A 21,504-nucleotide genomic window follows, 5' to 3' on the forward strand; every position below is an offset into this window, starting at 1 on the left:
ATACGGGTTGAAATGCGACTTTGCGGTCATTTCCGTACCACGAAGAGCTGCAACACGCGTCTGCATGTGCAGCCATTCATAGAATCAATAGTTAGAAAATTCGCCCTAATTCGCTGCGCACCTTGTTTAACAGGCTACGCTGGCTGGACGACGGGGAATGCGCTGAATGTTCGAAGCCTGATCCGTCAAAAAGTTTACCGGCCTGCCTGGCCAACCCGCCCGATGAATCATGTCGGGCTTTTTATTGCGCGTCTGCCGGACGTTCCCCACCGTTGCAGTGGGAAAAATCCGCGCGTCATGCCAGCGCTTTCAGCGTGGCGTCGATGTCCTGCAGAACCGTGGCCTCGCCCTTCTCCCCCCAATACAGGGCGATCATCTGCTTGTCCGCTTCAACCTTGAAGACATTGCCCGGCAATTTTTCGAAATGATTGAGCAGCGTCCGATCCTCACAGATTTCCTGCCACTGATTGACCCACACACCCGGCGATTTCTGCCAGTAGGTCCAGCAAACAGGTTTGCTGCTACGGCGCGGGCGATGGTACTGCGCGCACGGACTCGGCGGCTCTTGCGCCAGCCAATGCGGCCACTCCTGAGGCGCCAATTGCATGGCCAGACCGATGCGGCGCGCCTCCATGCGCAGGGCAATTCGGCCGCTTTGCGCACGCGATGGACGCAACCATGCCAGCGGACTCAAAACCACCAGCAGGATTGACACCACCAACCAGACCGTCATATCTGTACTCCCGTTTATTGATGAGCCCATTGTGTCACTTTGGAACCAATGCGCCTGAAACCAGCCATACTTACCAATATTGAACCGTCACGAGGAGCACCTCATGCCCTACACCCATATCCTGGTCGCCGTAGATCTGACTGAAGAGTGCGACCCTGTGATCCACCGCGCCCGAGAGCTGTCGGTGAGCAACGGCGCCAAGCTATCGCTTGTGCATATTGTCGAGCCGATGGCCATGGCGTTCGGCGGCGACGTGCCGATGGATCTGTCACAACTGCAACAACAGCAATTCGATCAGGCCAAGGAGCGTCTCGAGCGCCTGAAGCTCAAGTACTCGGAGCTTGAAGGCGCCAACTGCCACCTGACCTATGGCCAGCCACGTCAGGAAATTCATCATTTCGCCAAAGAGCAGCAATGCGATCTGATCGTGGTCGGCAGCCATGGTCGTCACGGTCTGGCGCTGTTGCTCGGCTCGACCGCCAATGACGTGCTGCACGGCGCGCCATGCGACGTATTAGCGGTACACCTGGTCAAACGCTAACCCGCATAGGGGCTGCCGAAGGCTGCGGTCTTTTGATCTTGTTCTTTTAAAACAAAGTCAAAAGATCGCAGCCTTCGGCAGCTCCTACAAAAAGCCCGGCCTCACGCAAATGAGGCCGGGCTTTTTTGTTACCGGATCAATCAGGCATCCAGCTCGGCCCAACGTTCCAGCAACGCATCCAGCTCTGCCTGCAACTGCTCCAGCGAAGCAATCACCTTGGCCGTTTCAGCAGCAGGTCGCTGATAGAAACCAGTCTCAGCCATTTCAGCTTCCACCGCAGCGATCTGCTGCTCCTTGGCATCGATGTCACCCGGCAACGCTTCCAGCTCCCGCTGCAGCTTGTAGCTCAGCTTCTTCTTGGCAGCCGGGGCAGCGGCGGCCGGTGCTGCGACCACGGCAGGCTCCGCGGTGACCACAGCGGAATTCAAATCAGCCTTGCCCGACTTGCTCTCGGTCACGCCCAGCAGACGTGGTGAACCACCCTGACGGATCCAGTCCTGATAGCCGCCGACGTATTCGCGTACTTTGCCTTCGCCTTCGAAGACCAGGGTGCTGGTCACCACGTTGTCGAGGAATGCCCGGTCGTGGCTGACCATCAATACGGTGCCGTTGAAGGTCAGCAGCACTTCTTCGAGCAACTCAAGGGTTTCCACATCGAGGTCGTTGGTCGGTTCGTCGAGGACCAGCAGGTTCGCCGGTTTGCTGAACAACTTGGCCAGCAACAGACGCGCACGCTCACCACCCGACAATGCCTTGACCGGCGTGCGGGCACGCTGCGGGCTGAACAGGAAGTCGCCGAGGTAGCTCAGCACGTGACGGTTCTGGCCGTCGATCTCGATAAAGTCGCGACCTTCAGCAACGTTGTCGATCACGGTTTTTTCCAGATCCAGCTGATGGCGCAACTGGTCGAAGTAGGCCACGTCGATGCGCGTGCCCTCTTCCACTTTGCCGCTGGTCGGTTGCAGGCCGCTGAGCATCAGCTTCAACAACGTGGTCTTGCCGGTACCGTTGGCGCCGAGCAGACCGATACGGTCGCCGCGCGTCAGCACCATCGAGAAATCCTTGATCAGGAACGGGCCACCCGGGTGAGCGAAACTCACGTTCTCGAGGACCATCACCTGCTTGCCGGACTTGTCGGCAGTGTCCAACTGAATGTTGGCTTTACCAGTGCGCTCACGACGCTCGCTACGCTCCACGCGCAGGGCTTTCAGGGCGCGGACGCGGCCTTCGTTACGGGTGCGGCGAGCCTTGATGCCCTGGCGGATCCAGACTTCTTCCTGGGCCAGCTTTTTGTCGAACAGAGCGTTGGCGGTTTCTTCAGCGGCCAGTGCAGCTTCTTTGTGCACGAGGAAACTGGCGTAGTCGCCATTCCAGTCGATCAGACCGCCGCGGTCCAGTTCAAGAATGCGCGTGGCAAGGTTTTGCAGGAAGGAACGGTCGTGCGTGATGAACAGCACGGCGCCCTGGAAATCCTTCAGCGCTTCTTCAAGCCAGGCAATCGCACCGATGTCCAGGTGGTTGGTCGGTTCGTCGAGCAGCAGCAGATCAGGCTCGGACACCAGCGCCTGCGCCAGCAGCACGCGACGACGCCAGCCGCCCGACAACTGGGCGAGGGTCTTGTCGGCCGGCAGTTGCAGACGGCTCAAGGTGCTTTCGACCAGCGTCTGCAAACGCCAGCCATCACGGGCTTCGAGGTCTTGCTGAACGTGCATCAGCTTGTTCAGGTCTTCCTCAGTGACGCAGTTCTGCGCAAGGTGATGGTATTGGGCGAGCAACGCGCCCACGCCATCAAGGCCTTCAGCGACTACGTCGAATACAGTCCGATCGTCGGCCACTGGCAATTCTTGCGGCAATTCGCCGATTTTCAGACCGGGGGCACGCCACACCGAGCCGTCATCGGGCTTCTGGTCGCCCTTGACCAGTTTCATCATGCTGGACTTGCCAGTGCCGTTGCGGCCGATGATGCACACCCGCTCACCACGGGCGATCTGCCAGGACACCTTGTCCAACAACGGCATAGCGCCGAACGCAAGGGACACATCGCTGAATTTGAGCAGGGTCATGAGCTTCTCCAAAAACCGGGCGCGCATTCTACCTGAGTTAGGGCTTTAGCAGGCCGGCAATTTGTCTGTCGAAGCACTCTGCACAACAATTGTTGCGAACTTGTGCTGTGAGGCCCGCAAAGCTTTCGCCGCTTGCTGGCAAAAGGCTAAGCTACAGACAATTCAGTGCTGATTCGTGTCGGCACTTGTCATGATTTCTCTGCCCGGATGTCTCATGCGCAGTCGCCTTTTCAGTGTTTTGTCCTGTTTGCTACTTACCGCCGCTGCCGTTCAATCCGTCCAGGCGGTGGACCTGTCCACCCAACGCCAGTATTACGATGAAGCCAAGCGAGCCTTGGCCAAAGGCGATACCGGCCCATATTTCCGCTACAGCCAGGCGCTGGCCGATTATCCGCTGGAACCGTATCTGGCCTACGACGAACTGACCGCGCGGCTGAAAACCGCAAGCAACGCGGAGATCGAAAAATTCCTCGCCGAGCACGGTGATCTGCCTCAGGCCAACTGGATGAAGTTGCGCTGGTTGCGCTGGCTCGCCGACCGTGGCGACTGGGCGACCTTCGTCAAATACTACGATCCGAAACTCAACTTCACCGAACTGGACTGCCTCAACGCGCAGTACCAGATCACCCACGACAAGAAAGCCGAAGGTTATGCCAATGCCGAAAAGCTCTGGCTGACGGGTAAATCGCAACCCGCCGCATGTGACGCGCTGTTCGGCATCTGGGCCGCTGACGGCCAACTGACCGAACAGAAACGCTGGGAGCGCACCAAGCTCGCCGCTCAGGCGCGTAACTATCCGCTGGCCAACAGTCTGGTCAACGGCCTGACTACCCTCGCCCCGCGCGGTCGCCTGCTGGTCGATGTGGCGCAGAAGCCTGAGCTGCTGAACCAGCCTTCGCGCTTCACTCCGGCCGATGAGCCGATGTCTGACGTGGTCAGCCTCGGCCTGCGCCGTCTCGCCCGTCAGGATCCGGACAAGGCCATGGCTTTGCTGGACGGTTACGCCAGCAGCATGCATTTCTCCCGCGACGAGAAAGTCGCGATAGCCCGTGAAATCGGCCTGACCCTCGCCCGCCGCTTTGACAGTCGCGCGCTGGACGTGATGACCAAGTACGACCCGGAACTGCGCGACAACACCGTGTCGGAATGGCGCCTGCGCCTGTTGCTGCGCCTGGCCCGTTGGGACGACGCCTATCAACTGACTCGCCGCTTGCCGCAGGATCTGGCCACCACTAATCGCTGGCGCTACTGGCAGGCGCGTAGTCTGGAACTGGCCCAGCCGCAAAATCCGGAAGCGCAGACGCTGTACAAGAACCTCGCACGAGAACGTGATTTCTACGGGTTCCTTGCCGCCGACCGCTCGCAATCGCCCTATTCGCTGAACAACAAGCCATTGGTGCTCAGCCAGGCGCTGATCAACAAGGTGCGGAATACGCCGGGTGTGCGCCGCGCCCTGGAATTCCATGCCCGCGGGCAGATCGTCGACGGTCGCCGCGAGTGGTATCACGTCAGCCGGCATTTCAACCGCGACGAAATGGTTGCCCAGGCAAAACTCGCTTACGACCTGAAATGGTACTTCCCGGCGATCCGCACGATCAGTCAGGCGCAATACTGGGACGATCTGGACATCCGCTTCCCGATGGCCCACCGCGACACCCTCGTGCGTGAGGCCAAGGTGCGCGGCCTGCATTCGAGCTGGGTGTTCGCTATCACCCGTCAGGAAAGTGCGTTCATGGACGATGCACGCTCCGGCGTCGGCGCCAGCGGCTTGATGCAATTGATGCCCGGCACCGCCAAGGAAACCGCGCGCAAGTTCAGCATCCCGCTGGCCTCACCGCAGCAAGTGCTCGACCCGGACAAAAACATCCAGCTCGGCGCTGCCTATCTGAGCCAGGTGCACAGCCAGTTCAACGGCAACCGTGTCCTTGCCTCCGCCGCCTACAACGCCGGCCCGGGCCGCGTGCGCCAATGGTTGCGCGGCGCCGACCATCTGAGCTTTGACGTCTGGGTGGAAAGCATCCCGTTCGACGAAACCCGTCAGTACGTGCAGAACGTGCTCTCGTACTCGGTGATCTATGGCCAGAAGCTCAACTCACCGCAGCCGCTGGTGGATTGGCACGAGCGCTATTTCGACGATCAATGACTGCGCCTGACGCCCAGTAACAAAAATGCCCGTATCGGTGAGATACGGGCATTTTTTATCAGTGCCGCTTAGTGAATGACGGGGTCGGCGGCAACGCCGCGGCCATCATTGAACTGCAACGCCGCCAGCCGCGCATACAGCGGATTACTCGCAATCAATTCCTGATGGGTGCCAATGGCTACAAGCTTGCCCTGATCCATCACCGCAATCCTGTCAGCGTTTTTCACCGTGGCCAACCGATGGGCGATGACCAGCGTCGTGCGGTTTTGCATCAGGCTCGGCAAGGCTTCCTGAATGAGGTGCTCGCTTTGCGCGTCAAGGGCGCTGGTGGCTTCGTCGAGGAGCAGGATTGGCGCATCCACCAGCAGCGCACGGGCGATGGCCAGACGTTGACGTTGGCCGCCGGAAAGACCTTGGCCACCGTCCCCCAGATGGGTCTGGTAACCGTCAGGCATTTGTTCGATGAAATCGTGGGCGTGGGCGATTCGCGCGGCTTCCTTGACCTGCTCGAACGTCGCGGTCGGGCAACCGTAACGAATGTTTTCTTCGACACTGCCGAAGAATAGCGCAGGCGTCTGCGAGACCAGGGCAAAACAGCGACGAAGATCCAGTGGATCGAGACTGGTGAGGGGCACGCCGTCGAGGAGAACCTGTCCTTCGCCTGGATCGTAAAATCGCAGCAACAAGTCATACACCGTGGATTTACCAGCGCCGGAAGGCCCCACCAACGCCAGGGTTTCACCCGCCCTGACCGTCAGATTCAAGCCATCGACGGCGTAGCTTTCTGGACGCGAGGGGTAGGAAAAGCGCACATCCCGTAGCTCCAGTTCACCGCGTACGCGCTCCGGCAAGGTCACCAGTCCGGAGGTAGGCGCTTGAATGATGTTTTCCGAACGTAGCAATTCCGCTATCCGTTCGGCAGCACCAGCGGCGCGTTGCAGTTCGCCGATGACCTCGCTCAACGTACCGAAAGCGCTGCCAACGATCAGACTGTAAAAAACAAACGCTGCCAGTTCACCTGCGGAAATTCGCCCGGCGATCACATCCATACCGCCGACCCACAACATCACCCCCACCGCCCCAAGCACCAGCACAATCACCAGAGTGATCAGCCAGGCACGCTGGAAGATGCGTTTGCGCGCCGTTTCGAAAGCCTGCTCGACCGTCGTGGCAAAGCGCTGTTCGTCCTGTACCTGGTGGTTGTACGCCTGCACGGTTTTGATCTGGCCGAGCGTTTCGGAAACGTAACTGCCGATGTCAGCGATACGATCCTGGCTCTGCCGTGACAGATTGCGCACACGCCGGCCGAAAATCAGGATCGGCGCAATGACTAACGGCAGCGCGATCACTACGATACTGGTGAGTTTCGGGTTGGTGATGAACAGCAACACGATGCCGCCAATAACCATCAACAGGTTGCGCAGAAACAGCGACAGCGACGAACCGATGACCGACTGCAGCAAGGTCGTGTCGGCAGTGAGGCGCGACTGGATCTCGGAACTTCGGTTAGCTTCATAAAAGCCTGGATTCAGGTACACCAAATGGTTGAACACCTGTCGACGAATGTCCGCGACCACGCGCTCGCCAATCCATGAAACCAGATAAAACCGGGCGAACGTACCGACTGCAAGCCCCCCGACCAACAACATGAACAGACCAATCGACCGGTTGAGCAAATGGGCAGATTGAGTCATGAAACCCTGGTCAACCAACAGCTTGATGCCCTGCCCCATCGACAAGGTGATGCCGGCCGTGACGATCAGCGCCAACAGCGCGCCAAAGGCCTGCAGGCGATATGGCACTAGAAAATGACTGGTCAGGCGCAGGGCACGCCGGTGTCGGGAGGAAAGGATCGAGATCATTCGGGTTCACATCTGCGCTGATGGATAGGACAAGCCTACACACTCAAGTGGGGTGGAACTCTGTAAATCACAATGAGTCAGGTTAAATATGCCCGTGACGACTAGGGCCTAGAGACTATTGGTCTAAAGTCCCGGTTGAGACGAGCGGTCATTTCTGTTTGAGTGGAGTTGTCGCCACCGATGGACCGCAGGGATTTGTCACAGCCTGGTCACGTGGCGGTTTTAACTTAGGCGTACAACCTGATGAGGAGACAGGCCATGTCCTTGCAACACAGCAGCGATGACAAGATTGAAGTGATCCGCACCAAGCCCGGCCAACCTCTGGGTTGCTCGATTATCGATAAGGAGGGGCGTGAAGTACCGATCACTGAAGACATGATCCAGGACGCGTGCCGCGAATTGGAAAAGCGATTGGTCAAGCCTGCCGAACAAGAGTGATATAGCCACCGTCTTCCTGACCCGGCCCCTTTTGGCCGGGTTTTTTCTGTCCGGGATTTGTCGAGTAACCGTGTAGGAGCTGCCGAAGGCTTCGATCTTTTGATGTTGGTTATTACACGCAAGATCAAAAGATCGCAGCCTTCGGCAGCTCCTACACGGGGTTGTGGGATTACGGGATTGCGATTGCACCCAGCGCCGCCACGATCTGCCGCAACACTGGCGACTCCCCTTCAATCCGCACCTTCAGCCCCTCAATCTCACGCCGCACCGGATACTGCTTGCGCAGCACATCAAACGCCGCACGCTGCTCACCGACATTGCCTACAAGGCTGCGGCGAAAATCCGCATCATCGCGGCGCGGGTCGTACACGCCACGGCACAACATCGCCAGGGCCCAGGCCGGATCGCTGTCAGCATGCAGGGTCACTTCCGACAACCACGGCGCTGGCAGCAAGTCACTGAGCTGGATACTCGCCGGCTCGCCGATGAATTGGCAGTACGCCTGATAAATCTGCGCCGTGCCGCGCTGTTTGCCATCAAGGCTGTAACCGGCAATGTGCGGCGTCGCCAGAACACAAAGTTCGGCCAAGGCTGCATCGACTTCGGGTTCGGCCTCCCAGACATCCAGCACGGCTTGCAAGTCTTCGCGCTCCAGCAGCACTTCGCGCAGGGCCACGTTATCCACCACCGGACCACGGGCCGCGTTGATCAGCCAGGCGCCCGGTTTGAGTTGCTGTAAACGTTGCTGATCAAACAGATGCCAGGTCGCGCCGTCACCGCTACGGGTCAGCGGCGTGTGCAGACTGATCACGTCGCACTGCTCAATGATCTGCTCGAGGCTGACGTAATCACCGCCCTCGGCAGCCTGACGCGGCGGATCGCAGACTTTCACGTTCCAGCCCAGGCCCTTCAACACCTGGATCAGTCGACCGCCCACCTCTCCGGCCCCAACAACACCATAGGTGCGTCGAGTCAGATCGACGCCTTCGATTTCAGCCAGCGTCATCAAACTGCCCAGCACGTAATCGACCACGCCACGGGCGTTGCAACCGGGTGCGCTCGACCAGACGATGCCCGCTTCGTTGAAGTAATCCAGGTCCAGGTGATCGGTGCCAATGGTACAGGTGCCGACAAAACGCACCTTGCTGCCCTCAAGCAGCGCACGATTGACGTTGGTCACCGAACGCACCAGCAACACATCGGCCTGTTCGACCGTGGCACGGTCAATCGAGCGCCCAGGCACGCGGCGGATCTCACCGAAACCGGCAAAAAACGCGTCGAGCAAGGGGATATTTTCGTCGGCAACAATCAGCATGGCGGGCTCCTCGGGCGGATCGGCAGTTTAGGTGCAGATCGGGTGATGAGCCAACTGCCTTTGCACTTACAAATCCGCAACAGAGGATTTTTCCTGACCAACGCGTCAGCGGCGTAGAATGCGGCGCCTTGCGCATCAACACCTTTTGGACGCTTCGCCTGTGAATTCCGTAACTGATCAACCTGTCGCCATGTCCCTGACCCGCCCCGCGCGCATTCGCCTGGAGTTGAAGAACCTGCTCGCCCTGGCATTGCCCATCATAATCGCGCAACTGGCGACCACCGCCATGGGCTTCGTCGATGCGGTGATGGCCGGTCGTGTCGGGCCAAAAGATCTGGCGGCAGTGGCATTGGGCAACTCGATCTGGGTGCCCGTGTTTCTGTTGATGACCGGCACCTTGCTGGCCACCACGCCGAAAGTCGCCCAGCGTTTCGGCGCCGGTACGCATAGCGAAATCGGCCCGATCGTGCGCCAGGCGCTGTGGCTGGCGCTGGTGGTCGGACTGATCGCGACGGCGATGCTGGTTGCCGCCGAGCCGGTGCTGCACCTGATGAAAGTCGACCCGGAGTTGATCGGCCCGTGCATGCAATATCTGCACGGCATCGCCAGCGGTTTGCCGGCGGTGGCGTTCTATCACGTGCTGCGCTGCACCAGTGACGGCATTGGCCGCACGCGCCCGGCGATGGTGCTGGGCCTGTGCGGTCTGGCGCTGAACATTCCGCTGAACTACATCTTCATTTATGGCCATTTTGGTGTGCCAGCCATGGGCGGCGTCGGCTGTGGCTGGGCCACGGCGATCGTGATGTGGGTGATGGCGCTGGGTCTGGCCGGTTATGAGCGCTGGGCGCCGGCCTATCGCTCCAGCGAAATTTTCAGCCGTTTCGACTGGCCGCAATGGGCGGTGATCAAGCGTCTGCTGGCGATCGGCCTGCCGATTGGCATCGCGGTGTTTGCCGAGTCGAGCATCTTCGCGGTGATCGCCCTGCTGATCGGCAGCCTCGGCGCCACCGTGGTTGCTGGCCACCAGATTGCACTGAACGTCAGTTCGCTGGTGTTCATGATTCCATATTCGCTGGGCATGGCGGTCACCGTGCGGGTCGGTCAGGCGCTCGGTCGCGAAGAACCACGGGAGGCGCGTTTCGCCGCTGGCGTCGGCATGGGCACCGCGCTGGCTTACGCCTGTCTGTCGGCAAGCATGATGTTGCTGTTGCGTGAACCGATTGCGGCGATCTATACCGCTGACCCGACGGTGATTCACATCGCGGCGATGCTGATTGTGTATTCGGCGCTGTTCCAGTTTTCCGATGCGATCCAGGTGACCGCTGCCGGTGCGCTGCGGGGTTATCAGGACACGCGCGTGACGATGATCCTGACGCTGTTCGCCTATTGGGGTATTGGTTTGCCGGTGGGTTACGCCCTCGGCCTGACCGACTGGCTCGGCGAGCCACGCGGCCCGAGCGGTTTGTGGCAGGGTTTGATTGTCGGCCTGAGTTGCGCGGCGCTGATGCTGTCGATTCGTTTGACGCGTAGTGCGCGCAAGCGGATTCGGATCAGTCGTTCGGCGGGTTAAATACCTTACGCAAGACAAAAAATGTGGGAGCGAGCCTGCTCGCGAATGCGGTGTATCAGTCGCCATTAATAGTGACTGAGATACGCTTTCGCGAGCAGGCTCGCTCCCACATTTGGTTTCACGTTTGCCCGGGATTCAGGCGTGTTTCTTGCGAATCCAGTACAGGTAAGTCCCGGCCTCTTCGTGCTGGCTCACCAGTTCATGGTCGAGAAACACGCAGAACTTGGGGATGTCGCGTTTAGTCGAGGGATCGGTGGCGATCACCTTGAGCAAGCCGCCGGGCACCAGGTCACGGATGTGCTGGTGCAACATCATCACCGGTTCCGGGCAATTGAGGCCGGTGGCGTCGAGGGTGCCGTCGACGGGGCTATCGATCATTTCACTCATGATTCACTCCTGAAACTGGCCGGCATTGTCGCGCAATGCCGGGTATTCGGTCATCTGTCCTGTAGCTCAGCGGGACTTGGCTTTCTTGGTGTCATGCCGGCGCAAGTGGCAGGTCACTTCCTCACGGTCGTGATAGAGCTGTTTGCAGCCGATATCGACCTTGATCCCGCGCGCCTTGAAACCATCGGCAATGCGTTCGAGCAAGCGCTTCACTTCAGCGTAGCGCTGCTTCATCGGCAACTTCAGGTTGACCACCGCCTCGCGGCAATGCCCCTCGCCGATCCACTCTTCGAGCATCGCGGCGTTGCGCGCTGGTTTCTCGACGATGTCGCAGACCATCCAGTCCACCGGTTGCTTGGGCTTGAAGGTAAAACCGTCGGCCATCAGATGCTGGACCAGACCGGTGTCCATCAGGCTTTCAGCCATCGGACCGTTGTCGATAGCGGTCACCAGCATGCCGCGATTGACCAGTTGCCAGGTCCAGCCACCCGGCGCGGCGCCGAGGTCGACGCCGGTCATGTCGCTGTGCAGACGATCTTCCCATTGATCACGCGGGATGAAGTGATGCCAGGCCTCTTCAAGTTTCAGCGTCGAACGACTTGGCGCCTCACGCGGGAACTTCAGGCGTGGAATGCCCATTGGCCACATCGCCGAGTTACCGGCATCGGCCATACCCAGAAACACTTCGCGACCGCTTTTGAATGTCAGCAACAGACGCGGCTTGTTGGCGTCTTCCACCAGTTTGCCGGCAGCGGTCAGGGCCTTGCGCAGCGGGCCTTCGAATTTCTTGCAGAAGTTCGACAGTTCCTTGCCGTCGTTGGTGTCGACGACTTCCAGCCACAGGCTGCCGCACACCGGGAAATCGGCCATGTGCGCGAGGATCACGCTGATGCGGTCGTTTTCCGGCAGATCGATGAAAACCCCGCGCGCCCATTGGCGCGGGAAGATCAGCTCGGCAAAACGCTGACCGCGCATCAGGCGCTCGGCGCCGTCTTCCTCGGTGCAGACAAACTCGGCGCAGGCGGTGGCCGCTTTGGCCTTGGCGTAGCCGGCCACGTTGAGTTGGGCGGCGAGGTCGGAAATCTCCGAACAGACTTCGCCTTCGAAGCCGGGCCGGCAATGCATGAATAGGGTGTTCATTTTTACTCCTGGGCAGAGGGCGGTGATTCGGCCCCTGCGCGATGCTCAAGCCTTGCGTTGCAGCAAAGCCTGTCACGAAAACCGGCGCATGATAGCCGATGTCGGAACCTTGGTTCCGCTCATAGAGTCCAGTTATTAGCCAGCTACCTAAAACAGGGCTAGGTTTAAAGCTCTATTCGTCCCCCGATCCGTAGCCGTGCGGATTCAAAGGAGTGATCGTAATGCCGTCCCTCGATAGTCTGAAGACTCTTAAAACACTGCAGATCGACCAAAAGACCTACCACTATTTCAGCTTGCCGGATGCCGCTAAAAGCCTGGGCGACCTCGACAAGCTGCCGATGTCACTGAAAGTCCTGCTGGAAAACCTGCTGCGCTGGGAAGATGAAAAAACCGTCACCGGCGCCGACCTCAAAGCGATTGCCGCGTGGCTCAAGGAGCGCCGCTCCGACCGCGAAATCCAGTACCGCCCTGCCCGCGTGCTGATGCAGGATTTTACCGGCGTTCCCGCCGTGGTCGACCTCGCTGCCATGCGTGCGGCGATGGCCAAGGCCGGCGGCGACCCGCAGCGAATCAATCCATTGTCGCCAGTGGACCTGGTGATCGACCACTCGGTGATGGTCGACAAGTTCGCCACCGCCAGTGCGTTCGAACAGAACGTCGACATCGAAATGCAGCGCAACGGCGAGCGTTATGCGTTTCTGCGCTGGGGCCAGAGCGCCTTCGACAACTTCAGTGTCGTGCCGCCCGGCACCGGCATCTGCCACCAGGTCAACCTCGAATACCTTGGCCGCACGGTGTGGACCAAAGATGAAGACGGCCGCACCTATGCCTTCCCCGACACACTGGTCGGCACCGACTCTCACACCACCATGATCAACGGCCTCGGCGTGCTCGGCTGGGGCGTCGGCGGGATCGAGGCGGAAGCGGCGATGCTCGGGCAACCAGTGTCGATGCTGATTCCCGAGGTGATCGGCTTCAAACTGACCGGCAAACTCAAGGAAGGCATCACCGCCACCGACCTGGTGCTGACGGTGACGCAGATGCTGCGCAAGAAAGGCGTGGTCGGCAAATTCGTCGAATTCTACGGTGACGGCCTCGCCGACTTGCCGCTGGCCGACCGCGCGACTATCGCCAACATGGCCCCGGAATACGGCGCGACGTGCGGCTTCTTCCCGGTCGACGACGTGACGCTGGAGTATCTGCGCCTGTCTGGCCGGCCACCGGAGGTGGTAAAACTCGTTGAGGCGTATACCAAGGCCCAAGGCCTGTGGCGTCTGCCCGGTCAGGAACCGGTGTTCACCGACAGTCTGGGGCTGGACATGGGCAGCGTCGAAGCAAGTCTGGCCGGGCCGAAACGTCCACAGGATCGCGTTTCGCTACCGAATGTCGCCCAGGCGTTCAGTGACTTCATGGATTTGCAATCCAAACCCACCAGCAAGGAAGAGGGACGCCTGGAAAGTGAGGGCGGGGGCGGTGTCGCCGTGGGCAATGCCGACCTGGTCGGGGAAACCGAGTACGAGTACGAAGGCCACACTTATCGCCTGAAAAACGGTGCGGTGGTCATCGCGGCGATTACCTCCTGCACTAATACTTCCAACCCAAGCGTGATGATGGCCGCCGGACTCCTGGCGAAAAAAGCCGTGGAAAAAGGCCTCACGCGCAAACCGTGGGTGAAGAGCTCGCTGGCACCCGGATCGAAAGTAGTCACCGACTATTACAAGGCTGCGGGGCTGACGCAGTATCTCGACCAACTCGGTTTTTCGCTGGTCGGTTATGGCTGCACCACTTGCATCGGCAACTCCGGGCCGCTGCCTGAGCCGATCGAAAAAGCCATTCAGAAAGCCGACCTGACCGTGGCCTCGGTGCTGTCCGGCAACCGCAATTTTGAAGGCCGCGTGCATCCGCTGGTGAAAACCAACTGGCTGGCCTCGCCGCCGCTGGTGGTCGCCTATGCCTTGGCCGGCAGCGTGCGCAGCGATATCAGCAGCGAACCGCTGGGTGAGGATCAGCAGGGCAATCCGGTGTATCTGCGCGATATCTGGCCATCGAGCAAAGAGATCGCCGACGCGGTCAATCAGGTCAACACGGCGATGTTTCACAAGGAATACGCCGAAGTGTTTGCCGGGGATGAACAGTGGCAGGCCATCGAAGTCCCGCAAGCGGCGACGTACGTGTGGCAGGACGACTCCACCTACATTCAGCATCCACCGTTCTTCGATGATATCTCCGGCCCGTTGCCGGAAATCAAGGATGTCAAAGGTGCGCGGGTGTTGGCCCTGCTGGGTGACTCGGTGACCACCGACCACATCTCCCCCGCCGGCAACATCAAGGCAGACAGTCCGGCCGGACGTTATCTGCGCGAAAAAGGCGTCGAGGCGCGGGACTTCAACTCTTACGGCTCACGGCGCGGCAACCACGAAGTGATGATGCGCGGCACGTTCGCCAACATTCGTATCCGTAACGAAATGCTCGGCGGCGAAGAAGGCGGCAACACGATCTACATTCCCACCGGCGAGAAGCTGGCGATCTACGACGCCGCCATGAAGTATCAGACCTCGGGCACACCTTTGGTGGTGGTTGCCGGGCAAGAATATGGCACCGGCTCAAGCCGTGACTGGGCAGCCAAAGGCACCAATCTGCTCGGCGTGAAATCGGTGATCGCCGAGAGTTTTGAACGGATCCACCGTTCCAACCTGGTCGGCATGGGCGTGTTGCCGCTGCAGTTCAAGCTGGATCAGAACCGCAAGAGCCTCAACCTGACCGGCAAGGAGACCTTCGAGATCCTGGGCCTGACCGGGGTCGAGCTGAAACCGCGAATGAACCTGCCGTTGGTGATCACCCGGGAGGATGGCAAGCAGGAAAAAATCGAAGTGCTGTGCCGGATCGATACCTTGAATGAGGTGGAGTACTTCAAGTCGGGCGGGATTTTGCATTACGTCCTGCGCCAGCTGATTGCTTCATAAACCTGCAGATGTGAAAACACCGCCATTCGGCGGTGTTTTTGTTTGAATGCGGTACTTTTCTGCGGGCGAAAAAAAACCCGCCGAAGCGGGTTTTTCCCAAGACCATTATCGACTCCCTGTCGGCAGCGATCCTTGCAAATGGTCGATCATCCGTGATCCTGAAACACTCCCTGTGTCTCAGTTGATGTGTGTAGATTACGCAGTGGATCCAATCAGCAATAGTCGTAAAAGCTACCAAAGCGTGTAGGACATTCGCCATAGCGCACCTTCCGAAAACCCTTAGACGCGTCAGGCATCGAGCATGGACGCCGTGATCTGCGCGACCTTCAGCGGCGAAACCCGCGTTTGCCAGGTTTTGACGTTTTCAGCCACCCTCCCCCTCGCGCGCCTTGGCACTGTCGGTCAGAAAATGCTCCAAGCGGCTCAACTGCTCTTCCCAGCCACGGCTGTCCATGTAGTAAGCCTCCTTTTGCCGCACATCGGGGATGTGAGCGAATCCGGATTCGGACACCTTGAGCAGCGTCCCCTCTTCATAATCCTGCAGTTCGAACCGGACCAGCGTGGTCGGCTCCTGGGAGTAGTCGATCTGTGGATTGACGGCATACGGGTGCCAGCGAAACGAAAACAGTTGCTGCGGCTCGACCCGCTCGACCAGCACGTTCCACAACACGTGTTCAAAACCCGGATACGTGACTTGCCCCTGCGTCCATTCACCGGCAATAAACCGCCGGCCCTCCAGCGCCACACCAAACCACTGGCCGAACGCCTCGGCATCGACCAATGCACGCCAGACATGAGAACGCGGCGCCTTGAGCGTGATTTTGCGTTCGAAACTATTGGGTACTGGTTTCATACGTCACCTCCTGTTCTGAACACTAGGCTTGTATGACCACATGTCCAATGTGAAGTTGTATCAAAGCGGTGCAGTCACTCATCAGCGAAGAAACATCAAGCCGCATTTTTTGCCCGGCGCGGTGATGGATCCAGGGAGCAAAGCTGTTACCTTTTCGGCGAATCTGAATGAACAAGGACGAATCATGCTGCCATCCCTCGCCGAACGTTATCGCGGTGCCCTGCTCGGTCTGGCATGCGGCGACGCAGTCGGTACTACGGTTGAGTTCAAACCACGGGGATCATTCCAACCGTTGACCGACATGGTCGGTGGCGGCCCGTTCCACCTCAAGCCAGGCCAGTGGACCGATGACACCTCGATGGCTCTGTGCCTGGCAGAAAGCCTGCTGAACAAGAACGGCTTCAATGCGGCCGATCAGATGGGGCGCTACCTCAACTGGTGGCAATGGGGTTATCTCAGCTCGACCGGTGAGTGTTTCGATATCGGCATGACCGTCAGTCAGGCGCTGGCGCAGTATCAGCAAACCGCTGAGCCCTTCGCCGGATCGACCGATCCCTATACCGCTGGCAACGGTTCACTGATGCGTCTGGCACCGGTGGTGCTGTTTTATTTTCCAGATGCCCGGCAGATCCAGAGCTTTGCCGCCGACAGCTCACGAACCACGCATGCAGCCCCTGAAGCCATCGAGTGCTGCCAATTGTTGGCCGGCCTGATTGCCAAGGCACTTGAAGGCGCGACCAAAGCAGAACTGCGCCAACTACCCGCCGCCACCTTCTCGCAACCCAAAGTCGCGGCAATTGCGCGGGGTGATTACCTCGGCCGCTCCGAAACCGACATCAAAGGCAGTGGCTACAGCGTCCAATCGCTGGAAGCGGCGCTGTGGTGCTTCCACCGCACGGACAGCTTCGAAGCGGCCATACTGCGAGCGGCCAATCTGGGTGATGACGCCGACACCACCGCCGCGATCACCGGCCAATTGGCCGGCGCCTATTACGGCGTTCGCGGCATTCCTGCGCAGTGGCTGGAAAGGCTGCACGACGGTGAAGAGATTGCGGCCACCGCCGACCGTTTGCTCGACGCCTCCCGACTGCGCCAACCTGAATAAGCGTGAGGCAGTCGCTACACTGCTCGGCACTTACCTACGATACAGCGAGATTTGACCATGTCCCCACGCCTGCTCCTGGCCCTGGTGCCTTTCCTGTTCACCCCTCTTGCCCACGCCGCCGTCGACTGCGCGAACGCCAGCGATCAAGCGACAATGAATCAGTGCGCCGGGCAAGACTTCAAAGCGGCGGACAAAGAGTTGAACGCGGTGTATCAGCAGATCAGCGGTCGTTTGAAGGACAATCCTGACGGCAAGAAGCTATTGGTCAGTGCGCAGCGGGCGTGGATCGGTTTTCGTGATGCCGAGTGCAAGTTTTCGGCGTCCGGAGTGGCTGGCGGGAGTGTTTATCCGCTGATCTACAGCAATTGCCTGACCAGCGTGACCAAGGTGCGGGTCGAGGCGCTGAAGGAGTATTTGAAGTGTGAGGAAGGTGACATGAGTTGCCCGGTGCCCGGGGCCTGATATCGATAGTGCTATTTAAGGCCTCATCGCTGGCAAGCCAGCTCCCACAGGTATTTCAGTTGAACACCCCGAAACCCTTGGGAGCTGGCTTGCCAGCGATGGCGGTCTGTCAGCTCACATAAAATTCAAAGCTGCCAAACCTCGGGATTCACAAAAAACGCCCGTGCATTGTCCTCAAGACTTTCCAGGTGATACCCGCCCTCCTGGACAATCAGACACGGTAACCCGAGGCTGCGGATCCGCTCACCGAGGGTGGCGAAACCTTCCCGGGTCACCGCCACCTTGCTCTGCGGATCCAGCTCATAAATATCAAAGCCCAACGATAGCACCAGCACCTCGGCGCCAAACTCACGTACCGCCGCCAACGCTACGTCGAGTTGCCCGAGAAAATCCGCCTCACTCGCGCCGTGAGCCATCGGCAGGTTGAGATTGAAGCCCTCCCCCGCACCGGCACCGCACTCATCAGCAAACCCGGCCACCCCCGGATAGAAGTTGGTCGGATCGCCATGCACCGAGACGTACAGCACGTCATCGCGGTCGTAGAAAATCTCCTGAATGCCTTGGCCATGGTGCATGTCGGTATCGAGTACAGCGACTTTCGCGAACTTGTCGCGCAATACCTGCGCCGCCACCGCCGCGTTGTTCACATAGCAGAATCCACCGGCCGCTTCGGCGCGGGCATGATGCCCTGGTGGACGGCACAGCGCGTACGCCGCCGGCTCGCCGTCGATCAACGCTTGAGCACCCGCCACAGCGCTTTGTGCCGACCAGTACGCCGAGCGCCAGGTCTGTTCGCCGACCGGGCAACTGCCGTCGGCCAGATACCGCGCGGCTTGCGCGAGAATCCCGCGCAGGGCATTCGGTTCACGCACGAAGATGTTCGACATCACTTCATCGCCCCAATCTTCGGGGATTTCCTTCCAACGTGCGTGGGCCTCTTGGAGGAACGTCAGGTACGGTGCGCCGTGTACCGCGAGCAGCGGCGCCAGTCCGGCATCGCTCGGTTGTTCAACGCTCAAGCCCAGATTGTGCGCGGCCTGCACCAGGTGCTGTGCGCGCTCGGGGACTTCCTGCGGCGTGCGCATCTGGCCACGGGAGTAGTAGCTGCGCGGATGATGGAGCAATTGTTCCGGGTGGAAAAAACTGCGCATGGGATGGATTCCTGTCAGTTAATACAAATCTTCAAACCGCTTGCATTTCCCTGTGGGTGCTAGCACCCACAGGAGATTGGAGGTTTATTCAGATATTTCAGCGCGGGCGAGCACGGCGTTGAGCAGCACGTCGGTGCCCTGACGGACGTCTTCGGGCAGCACATCTTCGGCTTCGTTATGGCTCAAGCCACCGACACATGGAATGAACACCATCGCCGTCGGGCAATAGCGCGCGAGCAGAATCGCGTCATGCCCGGCGCCGCTGACAATCGACTGCTGAGCGTAGCCCAGCGCATCCACTGCCGACTGCACCGCCGCCACGCACTCGGCATCGAACGGTGTCGCGGGACTGATCCAGTGCGGGGTGATCGTCACGTTCAACCCCCTGCCTTCAGCAATCGCCTGCAACCGTGCGCGCACCTGTTCTTCCATCGCGGCGATGGCATCGTCACGGTGATGACGCAGATCGACGGTGAAATTCACCAGCCCCGGAATGGTGTTGCGCGACGATTTGTTGATGTTCAATTCGCCCACGGTGGTCAGGCCTTCGGGAGCGAAATCCGCCGCCAGCACCTCAATCGCCTGAATCATCCGCGCCACACCATACAAAGCATCTTTGCGCAGCGGCATAGGCGTGGTGCCGGCGTGTGCGGCCATGCCTTCGACCCGTACGTCGAGCCAGCGGATTGCCTGGCCACCGGTCACCACGCCAATGCTTTTCGCGTTGTCTTCGAGGATCGGGCCTTGCTCGATGTGCGCTTCGAAATACGCGTCGACTGCACCGCCCAATGGACGATCAGCGTTGTAACCGAGTCGCTGCAATTCTTCGCTAACGCTGATGCCGTTTGCATCGCGCACCGCCAGCGCAGCGTTCAGATCCATGATCCCGGTGAACACCGCCGAGCCGAACATCGCCGGGGTGAACCGCGCGCCCTCCTCGTTGGTCCACACCGCTACTTCCAACGGCTTGCGGGTTTTGATGTTCTGATCGTTGAGGCAACGCACCACTTCCAGACCCGCGAGAACACCGTAGACGCCGTCGAAACGGCCACCTTCAGGCTGAGTGTCGAGATGGCTGCCCATCATTACCGGCGCCGCATCGGGATCGGTGCCGGGGCGACGGGCGAACAGGTTGCCGATGGCGTCCACACTCAGCGTCATGCCGGCTTCGCGGCACCAGTGCGCGAACAGTTCGCGACCGGCCTTGTCTTCGTCACTCAGCGCCAGTCGGCAACTGCCGCCGCGCGCGGTCGCGCCGATTTCGGCCATGGCCATCAGGCTCGCCCACAGGCGTTCACCCTTGATCTTCAACATGAGCTGCTCCTCGAGTTCGAGATTAAATAGAGGCCATTTCTGCGCGATGAGCGCTGGCATGGCGGCGTGCGAGGGACAGCACGCAGATCAGCGAGACGCCGGCGATCAGGCTGTAGAACACCGCCAGCGGCCACCACTGACCGGTGAATTTATGCGCGAGCATCGTGCCGATCAGCGGCGTCAGACCACCGGCCACCGCGCCGCAAATCTGATAGGCCAGCGAGATCGCGGTGTAGCGCACGCGGGTCTCGAACATGCCGCTGACGTAACCGGCGATGACTGCGTAGAACGACGCCATGCACACCACCGCCAGGGCGATGCCAAGGATGATCAGCGGCGCCTGCGCCGAGCTGACCAGGGCAAACATCGGGTACGGCGAAGCCATCGCCAGCAACGACACCAGACACAGGAAGCGTGTGGCGCCGATCTTCTCCGCCGTCCACGCTGCCAGCGGCTGAATGCAGAACTGAATGATCGCGACGACGAACAGGCATTCAAGAATCAACGAGCGCGGCAACGCCAGTTGTTGCGTGGTGTAGGCGATCATGAAGGTGTTGGTGAAATACACCCCGGCGATGCCCAGCGTATTGGCGCCGATGCACAGCAACAGTGGCCGCCACGCGGTGCGCAGAACCTCCATGACCGGAGCCTGCTCCTTGCGGGTTTCCTTGCTCGCCTGCTCGCGGCTGGCGAGAAACTCCGGAGACTCATTCACGCCCAGACGAATCGCCAGACCGACCAGCAACAACAATGCGCTGGCGAGGAACGGCAGACGCCAGCCCCAGCTCATCAGGTCTTCTTCGGGCAACCGCGTCACCGCGCTGAACGCCAGCAACGAGAGGATCAATCCCGCCGGGCTACCGAGTTGCGCGAACGAAGCGAAGAAATTGCGTCGACCCTTCGGCGCATGCTCACCTGCCATCAACACTGCCCCGCCCCACTCGCCACCGACGGCGATGCCCTGAACGATGCGCAGCACAATCAGCAACACCGGCGCGGTGACACCGATCTGCGCGTAGGTCGGCAACAGGCCGATGCACACGGTCACCACGCCCATCATCAGCAACGTGATGATCAGCGATTTCTTGCGGCCGATGCGGTCGCCAATGTGACCGAAAATGATCCCGCCCAAGGGCCGCGCAAAGAAGCCCACGGCGAAGGTGCCGAACGCGGCCATGGTGCTGAACAAAGGATCATCGGAAGGGAAAAACAGTGCGCCGAACACCAGCGCGGCGGCGGTCGCGTAGATGTAAAAGTCGTACCACTCGATCATGGTGCCGATGAAAGCTGCGGCTGCCGCACGGCGCGGCTGGTTGGAAGCTTGGGGCTTCATGGTCGGGCTCCTTTGATTGTTTTTTTGGCAGGAGGAAAACGCTATGGCTAGGCACTCTGGCGGTGCCTGTCTGGAGATGATTTATCGTCGCGGGGCTATGATTAGTCAATTTTCTATTTATTATTCCGATT

17 protein-coding genes are annotated in these 21,504 nt (G+C 59.8%); 7 read left to right on the forward strand and 10 right to left on the reverse strand.

From position 1 onward, the window contains the following. Positions 1-295: 295 nt before the first annotated feature. Complete coding sequence (locus AC3Y64_RS19205) at positions 296-733, reverse strand: hypothetical protein (protein ID WP_489984894.1); 438 nt, start codon at positions 731-733, stop codon at positions 296-298. Between the two features lie 103 nt (positions 734-836). Here AC3Y64_RS19205 and AC3Y64_RS19210 point away from each other — a divergent pair, with 103 nt between their 5' ends. After that, positions 837-1,274: a universal stress protein gene (locus AC3Y64_RS19210; RefSeq protein WP_053122097.1), complete on the forward strand. Its 438-nt coding sequence runs from the start codon at positions 837-839 to the stop codon at positions 1,272-1,274. Between the two features lie 140 nt (positions 1,275-1,414). Here AC3Y64_RS19210 and AC3Y64_RS19215 read toward each other — a convergent pair whose 3' ends face one another. Next, a complete protein-coding gene (locus AC3Y64_RS19215) occupies positions 1,415-3,337 on the reverse strand; it encodes an ATP-binding cassette domain-containing protein (protein WP_489984895.1) in 1,923 nt (640 codons plus the stop codon). 214 nt (positions 3,338-3,551) lie between these two features. On the opposite strand from AC3Y64_RS19215, the gene AC3Y64_RS19220 reads away from it, so the two are divergent. After that, positions 3,552-5,480, forward strand: coding sequence for a transglycosylase SLT domain-containing protein (locus tag AC3Y64_RS19220; protein WP_489984896.1), 1,929 nt, complete (start codon positions 3,552-3,554; stop codon positions 5,478-5,480). A 68-nt stretch (positions 5,481-5,548) separates the two neighbouring features. Here AC3Y64_RS19220 and AC3Y64_RS19225 read toward each other — a convergent pair whose 3' ends face one another. Beyond that, positions 5,549-7,342 (reverse strand): ABC transporter transmembrane domain-containing protein, encoded by a 1,794-nt coding sequence (locus tag AC3Y64_RS19225; RefSeq protein ID WP_489984897.1) that lies wholly within the window; start codon positions 7,340-7,342, stop codon positions 5,549-5,551. Positions 7,343-7,600: 258 nt separating this feature from the next. On the opposite strand from AC3Y64_RS19225, the gene AC3Y64_RS19230 reads away from it, so the two are divergent. Then, positions 7,601-7,780 carry a PA1571 family protein gene (locus AC3Y64_RS19230; RefSeq protein ID WP_489984898.1) on the forward strand — a complete coding sequence of 60 codons (180 nt, stop codon included), beginning with the start codon at positions 7,601-7,603 and terminating at the stop codon, positions 7,778-7,780. 169 nt (positions 7,781-7,949) lie between these two features. Here AC3Y64_RS19230 and pdxB read toward each other — a convergent pair whose 3' ends face one another. Continuing rightward, positions 7,950-9,095, reverse strand: a complete 1,146-nt coding sequence (gene pdxB / locus AC3Y64_RS19235; protein ID WP_489984899.1) for a 4-phosphoerythronate dehydrogenase PdxB — start codon at positions 9,093-9,095, stop codon at positions 7,950-7,952. 160 nt (positions 9,096-9,255) lie between these two features. Between pdxB and AC3Y64_RS19240 the strand changes: the two genes are divergently transcribed. Next, the gene (locus tag AC3Y64_RS19240; RefSeq protein WP_489984900.1) at positions 9,256-10,665 is read left to right on the forward strand and encodes an MATE family efflux transporter; all 1,410 of its coding nucleotides are present in this window, start codon (positions 9,256-9,258) and stop codon (positions 10,663-10,665) included. A 135-nt stretch (positions 10,666-10,800) separates the two neighbouring features. Here the strand turns inward: AC3Y64_RS19240 and tusA are convergent, their stop codons facing one another. Together tusA and rlmM are read right to left on the reverse strand one after the other, a co-directional pair. Beyond that, positions 10,801-11,052: a sulfurtransferase TusA gene (gene tusA, locus AC3Y64_RS19245; protein ID WP_489984901.1), complete on the reverse strand. Its 252-nt coding sequence runs from the start codon at positions 11,050-11,052 to the stop codon at positions 10,801-10,803. Positions 11,053-11,118: 66 nt separating this feature from the next. Beyond that, complete coding sequence (gene rlmM / locus AC3Y64_RS19250) at positions 11,119-12,192, reverse strand: 23S rRNA (cytidine(2498)-2'-O)-methyltransferase RlmM (RefSeq protein ID WP_158955686.1); 1,074 nt, start codon at positions 12,190-12,192, stop codon at positions 11,119-11,121. A 221-nt stretch (positions 12,193-12,413) separates the two neighbouring features. On the opposite strand from rlmM, the gene acnA reads away from it, so the two are divergent. Further along, the gene (gene acnA / locus AC3Y64_RS19255) at positions 12,414-15,155 is read left to right on the forward strand and encodes an aconitate hydratase AcnA (RefSeq protein ID WP_489984902.1); all 2,742 of its coding nucleotides are present in this window, start codon (positions 12,414-12,416) and stop codon (positions 15,153-15,155) included. Between the two features lie 364 nt (positions 15,156-15,519). Here the strand turns inward: acnA and AC3Y64_RS19260 are convergent, their stop codons facing one another. Further along, the gene (locus tag AC3Y64_RS19260; protein WP_489984903.1) at positions 15,520-16,008 is read right to left on the reverse strand and encodes an SRPBCC family protein; all 489 of its coding nucleotides are present in this window, start codon (positions 16,006-16,008) and stop codon (positions 15,520-15,522) included. A 184-nt stretch (positions 16,009-16,192) separates the two neighbouring features. On the opposite strand from AC3Y64_RS19260, the gene AC3Y64_RS19265 reads away from it, so the two are divergent. Both AC3Y64_RS19265 and AC3Y64_RS19270 read left to right on the forward strand, forming a co-directional pair. Further along, positions 16,193-17,113, forward strand: coding sequence for an ADP-ribosylglycohydrolase family protein (locus AC3Y64_RS19265; protein WP_489984904.1), 921 nt, complete (start codon positions 16,193-16,195; stop codon positions 17,111-17,113). Between the two features lie 57 nt (positions 17,114-17,170). Continuing rightward, entirely contained in the window at positions 17,171-17,575 is a 405-nt protein-coding gene (locus AC3Y64_RS19270) for a lysozyme inhibitor LprI family protein (RefSeq protein WP_489984905.1), read from the forward strand. A gap of 125 nt (positions 17,576-17,700) precedes the next feature. On the opposite strand, the gene AC3Y64_RS19275 is transcribed toward AC3Y64_RS19270, so the two are convergent. The 3 genes from AC3Y64_RS19275 to AC3Y64_RS19285 all read right to left on the reverse strand — a co-directional run bounded on the left by AC3Y64_RS19275 (position 17,701) and on the right by AC3Y64_RS19285 (position 21,373). Further along, complete coding sequence (locus AC3Y64_RS19275) at positions 17,701-18,726, reverse strand: histone deacetylase family protein (RefSeq protein ID WP_489984906.1); 1,026 nt, start codon at positions 18,724-18,726, stop codon at positions 17,701-17,703. Between the two features lie 84 nt (positions 18,727-18,810). Then, complete coding sequence (locus tag AC3Y64_RS19280; protein WP_489984907.1) at positions 18,811-20,040, reverse strand: Zn-dependent hydrolase; 1,230 nt, start codon at positions 20,038-20,040, stop codon at positions 18,811-18,813. Between the two features lie 22 nt (positions 20,041-20,062). Then, positions 20,063-21,373: an MFS transporter gene (locus tag AC3Y64_RS19285; protein ID WP_489984908.1), complete on the reverse strand. Its 1,311-nt coding sequence runs from the start codon at positions 21,371-21,373 to the stop codon at positions 20,063-20,065. Between the last annotated feature and the right edge of the window lie 131 nt (positions 21,374-21,504).

Source organism: Pseudomonas sp. 4CAES_32.4 (genome assembly GCF_058136335.1).